Source organism: Patulibacter medicamentivorans (assembly GCF_000240225.1).
Taxonomy (GTDB): Bacteria; Actinomycetota; Thermoleophilia; order Solirubrobacterales; family Solirubrobacteraceae; genus Patulibacter; species Patulibacter medicamentivorans.
The window spans coordinates 48,214-54,213 of the sequence record NZ_AGUD01000299.1; the positions used below are offsets into that span (position 1 = coordinate 48,214).

Consider the following 6,000-nt stretch of genomic DNA (forward strand, 5'->3'; position numbering starts at 1 on the left):
CAGGAAGCGGGAGGAGGGAGCAGAGAGACCGCCCCTCGCAAGGAGGAGCGGAAGATGCATCCGGCGAGGTCGTCGTCGGTCGCGTCGATCGCAGAGTCGAAGGCGCCCAGGTCCAGCGTTACCACCTGCCCTACACGCTGACTGCGTTGAGGGCTTCTCTGCGCCACCCAGCCCGAAGGCTCTGGGACGGTCACAAGGTCAGGGAGATCCAATCGCCCATCTGAGGTCGAATCTGCGGCCGGTCCCCGATCGGTGGGCCGCGTGCTGTAGCGTATTGCGCAACTTGGCGGTTGCGAAAACGGCGTCTGGTCTTCGGGCCGGGCGCCGTTTTCGTTGTAGTGCAAGCGTAGAGCACTTTCAGACGGAATTCAGATCTAAATCGCCGATCGATGCGGGCTGCTATTCACCCGGTAGTGGCCCGACAGTGGTCGCATCGCAGGCGTGCGGGCAGTCCGCCCGACCGAGATCCCGGGAGACGCACACTGGGCGTACGCCCAGATCTCTCGCTGCTGTTCGGGCGGGTCTCGCTGGTACGCTGCGGGAGCAGCTTCAGTGGTCTGGCTGTCCAAGTCTCGAGCGCGACCCGCCATATGGCGGGTCGCGCTCGTTCCGGGGCGACGATCGTCAGGCGTAGTCGTTTTAGATCTGAATTCGCGCTGTTTCCGCTTGTCGCGGCGCTATGATCGGCTCACCGCGTTTGGCTAGACACCGCGCGGGCGTCAGACCCAAATGAGGAGCTGCCATGTCGCTCACTGCGGCCTCCGTGACGGAGACCCACACCCAAACGCCAAGGGCGAACGTTCTCGCAACCGTGCGCGTGCGCACCCCTCTGATGTCCCGGCTGCATCTCGCCCGTCGGATGCACCAGCGCGTGGGCACTGAACCGGAGGTGGCGTTACGCAGCCTCATCGAGGGGCGCCGGTGATGGCCCGCATTTCCCAAGCGAATCGCGTGCTGGCTCTCTTGCGCCAGCGCGGCGAGGCCGGAACCTCGGCGCTGGAATGGGCGGCAGTCCCGCCCGATGGCGCCACGCCCATCGTCGACCTGGCAGGCGTAATCAGGCAACTGCGGCAACGCGGCTACAACATCGAGTCAAACGAGCGAACCACCGGCAACGGAGTCCGCCATGCCAGGTACGTCCTTCGTGAGCCGCCCAGCGGCGTACCGAAGACGAGCGCCGACCGTGCCGCTGCTGCGTCCGACGCTATCCGCGCCGCTCGCGTGCGAGCACAAGGGGCCACCACGTGAGCGCGGCGGTCGCCGAAGCCCTGGTCGCTTCGCTCGACGACGCGTCGCTAGAACGTCTCGCCGACCTCCTGGCCGACAGGATCGGCCGGCGCCTCGGTGCCGTGCCCGCGGCGCAGCAATCGACAGCGGAGGCCGCCCAACGGCTCGGCGTGCACTGCAAGACGATCGAGCGCTGGTGCCGCGAGGAGCGTATGCCCGGCGCGGAGCGGGTCGGCCGCACCTGGCGGGTTCCTGTCGACGCGATTCCGCAGCCTGTTTCGGACCGAATTCAGACGCATTCCGTCGGCCCGGCACGGCGGCGTCGAACGGGTGTCGAATCGCCTGCTGCTAAGGCCATTCTGGGGTCCCAGTCGGGTAGAGTGGACCGACATTCAAAGAGTGGCCCCGGCGACGTTGGCGCGTCCCGGGGCCTGGCCCAACGAAGGAGTACTTCGATGGACATGCAGGACGGTATCGACCGTCGCGCCGAGGCGCAGGTCGTCCAGCTGAACCGCAGCACGAGGGGCGCGCGATGAGCCTCCTCCAACTCAGCGAAGAGTTCGAGGCGGTCGCAGCCGGGCTCGACGCGCTCGTCCAGGACTCGGGAGACGACGAGATGGCAGGACTTCGCCAGCTCGTCGACACCGACCGTGAGCGCGAGGCAACCATGCTGGTCCGCTTCGAGTGGGCGAGATGGCGCGATCGTCCGCGGGCTGGCGCCGGACTCTTGGTCTCCATGCACGCAGCGGAATGCCTGTGGCGCGAAGTCGAAGGGGGGAGCCCCAACGAGGTTGCGCGTCGCATCGCCTGGCTCGAGCGCCGTGCGCGACGGCGAGACGTGGACTCCGCTGACGGAAGGTCTGGCGGGCTCGAGTTTGGTCCGGACAGTGTCACTGGCCCTGCGATGGGCCGACTGAGGCGAGCCATCGGTGACACGGAACTCGGCGCGTTGGGCGTTGGCATGCTGGACCTACTGAACGAGTACGGGCCGGGCGCTCTCGACTCGGCAGTGTCGCTCGCGCTGCGGGTGGTCGCAGTCGACCGCTCTTGCCGGGCGGTTTCGACGGGAGCCCTCGCGTGAGTGTGGTCCTGGACCTTGCTCAGCGTGCTGCCGTTGAGCGTTGGGTGCGCGACATTTGGCTGAGCGGCGACCCGACTGAGGCAGACCCCGAACAGCTGGCGGCGCACGCGCACTGGCTCGCCCGCTCCCGCCGGCTGCTCTTGGCGATCGATGCCGCGCCCGGGGCGCCGGCGATCATTACCGAGCGCTACCCATGCTTGCTGCTTCTGATGGCCTCCCGAGAAGCGAATGAGCACTTCGCGCAGCGCGGGCACGGATCGAAGGAGCAACGCGTCGCGTGGCGTGAGATCGCCAGCCAACTTGAGGGCGAGCTGTTTCCGGTAGCGGGCTTCGCCTGCATGGTGGAGCTCCACGACCTGGCGGTCAGATCGCTCGCTACGATTCGACGCGACGACCCGTGCCGCACGGCGATCGCACACGTCGAGGCCGAGGTCGGTCGGTTCGTTGCCGATGTCGAGGCGGCGCCGGCGCCGTGAGTGTCAAGAAGAACCCGCGGACTGGCTCCTGGGATGTGCGATGGCGGCAAGACGGTCGCCATCGGTCCAAGGCGTTCCGGACCCGCAAGGACGCGACGACGTTCGAGGCAGAGGTCGTTCGGCGTCAGCAGCTGGGCACTCTCGCCCAACTGGACGCCGGGACCCGGTCGCTTGGTGACTACGTGGCGAAGGTGTGGGGGCCGCAGCACGCCGCGGGCCTGGCACCGAACAGCAGGCGGACCTACGCGATCTTGTACCGGGTGCACATCGACGAGCCGTTGGGCGGCGTCCCGCTGCGCGACATCACGCCCGCGCGCGTGCGCGAGTGGCAGGCGGAGCGACTGCGGCATGGGGCAGGGCGCAAGGCTCTGAACCAGGCGCTCACACTGCTCGGTTCGATCCTTCAGCGAGCTGCCGAGGACGAAGAGGTCATGCGCAACGTCGTTCGGATCGTGAAGAAGGTCCCGACGGAGCCAGCCAATGAGGTCCGCCCGTTGGCGCCCACGACCGTTGAGCAGGTGCGGGTGCACTTGGCGGGCGCGGACGCTCTGCTGGCCGCCGTCCTTGCCTACGCGGGACTCCGGCCTGCCGAGGCATGGGCGTTGAGGTGGGGCGACATCCGCGAGAAGACGATCCACGTGCATCACGCGACGGACGGGTACGGCGATATCAAGGGGACAAAGACGGGGGCGACGCGCACTGTGCGGCTGCTTGCCCCGCTGGCCCAGGATCTCGCCGAACATCGCCTCGCGGTCGGGCGGCCGGACGACAGCGCGTTGATCTTCACCGGTCCCAATGGGGAGCTTGGAACGGCAGCTCTGCAGCACCGCTGGCGTCGACAGCGGTGGCGTCCCGCTTGGATGGCTGCCGCGGCAGCGGCAGCCGAGCGCGCTGGTGCGCCGCTGGGTACAGATGAGGCCGCCGCGGCCTCTCGAGCGGCGGGTGTCGATCCAGATGCCATTCCCCGCGTCTACGCGCTGCGGCACAGCTTCGCGTCGCTGCTGTTGGCTGAGGGTCGGCAGCTGCACTACGTGGCGAAGCAGATGGGGCATAGCCCCAAAGAGACGCTTTCCACGTACGGTCACGTCATTGAGGAGTACGACGACCGCGACCGCATCGATCCCGAAGGCGAGATCCGCTCCGCACGGGAAACCTGGTGTACGTCTGGTGTGCGTTTCACACTGCAACAGGAGGCCGTCTGATGCCCGTTCGAACCCGCAAGAGCCCCGTCCGCAACAGGCGATCCCCACACCATCGGCGGAACGCCTGCCCGCAATCCGCCGGATAGCATCGCGCGACGTGAACCTCGATCACGACCCGGCCCTGCAGCGGATCCAGCGCTTCTGGGAGGCCCGGGCCCGCGAGGACCCGCTGCGCTACTCGGTGCCCGGCGGCGTCGCGCCGGAGGACGAGCAGGCGTTCCTGGACAGCGGCGACGAGCTGCTGCGGGCGGCGACCGAGCTCGTCGGCTGGCCGGCGGACGGCCTGCGGCTGGCGGTCGACGTCGGCTGCGGGGCCGGCCGCGTGACCGGTGCGCTGGCCGATGTCGCCGACGCGGTGGTGGCGATCGACCTGGCCCCGACGATGATCGAGGCCGCGCGCGCCCGCCACGCGCGGCGCCGCAACGTCAGCTGGCACGGGGGGCACGCCGCCGACCTGCGGCCGATCGGCAGCGAGGCGGCCGACGCGGTGGTCGCGATCGGCGTGCTCGGCCACCTGCCGACGGTCGATCTGGTCCTCGACGCGCTGTCCGAGATCGGGCGGGTCCTGCGGCCCGACGGCACCGCCCTGCTCGATCTCCACGACCGGCCGCCGCCGCTGCGGCTCCCGGGCGAGTCGGCGGTGCCCGAGCGGGTCGCCCGCCACCCGCTCTGGCAGGGCGCGGTGGTCGATCTCGAGACCCTCGCCGCGGCCGCGCACCAGGAGCGCCTGATCATCGAGCGGATCGAGGGCTCGGGATCGGGTCGCTGCCTCGTCCTCGCGCGTCGCGAAGCGATCTGAGCGGCCGGGGTCGCGCTCCGCGCCGCCGGCCCGTACAGTGCCCGACATGAGTGACGCGACCTCTGCGGCGACCACGCCGACTGCTGACGAAGTACGCCAAGCGGTCGACTCGGTTCCGCTCTGGTACCACACGATCGACCTGCCCCACGGCATCTCGACGCCCGGCTGGTTCGATCTGCGGCCGATCCTCGACAAGATGCTGTGGCCGGACCTGACCGGCAAGCGCTGCCTCGACGTCGGCACCTGGGACGGCTTCCTGGCCTTCGAGATGGAGCGTCGCGGCGCCTCCGAGGTCGTCGCGATCGACATCCCGGACCACACCCAGTGGGACGTTCCGGTGCGCGGTCGCGCGCACGTCGCCAAGACCCTCGACGTGATGGTCGGCGAGGAGAAGGGCAACGGCTTCGAGACCGCCCACCGGTTGCTGGGCTCGAAGGTCCAGCGGACGATCAGCTCGGTCTACGACCTGACCCCGGACAAGGTCGGCGAGTTCGACTTCGCGATCTGCGGCAGCCTGCTGCTGCACCTCCGCGATCCGGTCCGCGCGCTCGAGGCGATCCGCTCGGTCACCCGCGGCCAGTTCCTCTCGACCGACTTCCTGCGGCTGCGGACGACGATCATGCACCCGCGCAAGCCGATCGCCCAGCTCGACGGCGATCCGGCGCTGGTCCAGTGGTGGCATCCGAACCTCGCCGGCCTGCGGCACATGATCCACACCGCTGGCTTCGAGATCACCAAGCAGAGCCGGCCCTACGCGATCCCGCTCGGCGTCGGCCACCCGCCGGTCACGGCGCTCAAGGACAAGGCCTTCGGCCTCGGGCGCCGGGCGCTGCTCGGCCGCGACGGGCTGCCGCACGTCGCGATCCTGACCGAGCCCAGCCGCCTCGACTGAGCCCGGTCGGGCTCAGGACATCGCTCGCCCTGGGTTCGTCCGGGGCGAGCCGTTCGGCACGGCTAGAGCAGGCTGCCCGGGCCGGGCAGCGCCGTAGCGTGCCGCCCGCGCCGCCGTGGCCCCGGCGAAGACCCGCCGCGGGCGCTCAGAGCACCGGCGTCCGCTCGCGCAGCGAGCCGACGACCAGCGACGCGCTGGCGACCGCGTCGCCGGCGACCAGGCCGGCGGCGATCGCCGCGGTCGCCCCGATCACCATCCACGGCGTGCCGTACCGCGGGTGCAGCCGGCCGACGCGCGTGGGCAGCTGACGGTGGCGCGCCATG

Annotated in this window: 7 protein-coding genes; all 7 read left to right on the plus strand. The window is 69.8% G+C overall.

Features of this window, described 5'->3' with window-relative positions; genetic code table 11:
- Positions 1–924: 924 nt before the first annotated feature.
- Positions 925–1,248 carry a helix-turn-helix domain-containing protein gene (locus tag PAI11_RS25660; protein WP_081488574.1) on the plus strand — a complete coding sequence of 108 codons (324 nt, stop codon included), beginning with the start codon at positions 925–927 and terminating at the stop codon, positions 1,246–1,248.
- A complete protein-coding gene (locus PAI11_RS25665) occupies positions 1,245–1,763 on the plus strand; it encodes a helix-turn-helix domain-containing protein (RefSeq protein ID WP_081488575.1) in 519 nt (172 codons plus the stop codon). The genes PAI11_RS25660 and PAI11_RS25665 overlap by 4 nt, the downstream gene beginning before the upstream one ends.
- Entirely contained in the window at positions 1,760–2,308 is a 549-nt protein-coding gene (locus tag PAI11_RS21265; RefSeq protein WP_040601270.1) for a hypothetical protein, read from the plus strand. Before PAI11_RS25665 ends, PAI11_RS21265 begins: the two co-directional genes overlap by 4 nt.
- Positions 2,305–2,784 (plus strand): hypothetical protein, encoded by a 480-nt coding sequence (locus PAI11_RS21270; protein ID WP_138974466.1) that lies wholly within the window; start codon positions 2,305–2,307, stop codon positions 2,782–2,784. The genes PAI11_RS21265 and PAI11_RS21270 overlap by 4 nt, the downstream gene beginning before the upstream one ends.
- Complete coding sequence (locus PAI11_RS21275; RefSeq protein WP_138974467.1) at positions 2,781–3,986, plus strand: tyrosine-type recombinase/integrase; 1,206 nt, start codon at positions 2,781–2,783, stop codon at positions 3,984–3,986. Before PAI11_RS21270 ends, PAI11_RS21275 begins: the two co-directional genes overlap by 4 nt.
- Before the next feature lie 97 nt (positions 3,987–4,083).
- Positions 4,084–4,785 carry a class I SAM-dependent methyltransferase gene (locus PAI11_RS24980; protein WP_007578550.1) on the plus strand — a complete coding sequence of 234 codons (702 nt, stop codon included), beginning with the start codon at positions 4,084–4,086 and terminating at the stop codon, positions 4,783–4,785.
- A 46-nt stretch (positions 4,786–4,831) separates the two neighbouring features.
- On the plus strand, positions 4,832–5,677 hold the full coding sequence (locus PAI11_RS21285) for a class I SAM-dependent methyltransferase (RefSeq protein ID WP_007578552.1): 846 nt from the start codon (positions 4,832–4,834) through the stop codon (positions 5,675–5,677).
- Positions 5,678–6,000: the final 323 nt, after the last annotated feature.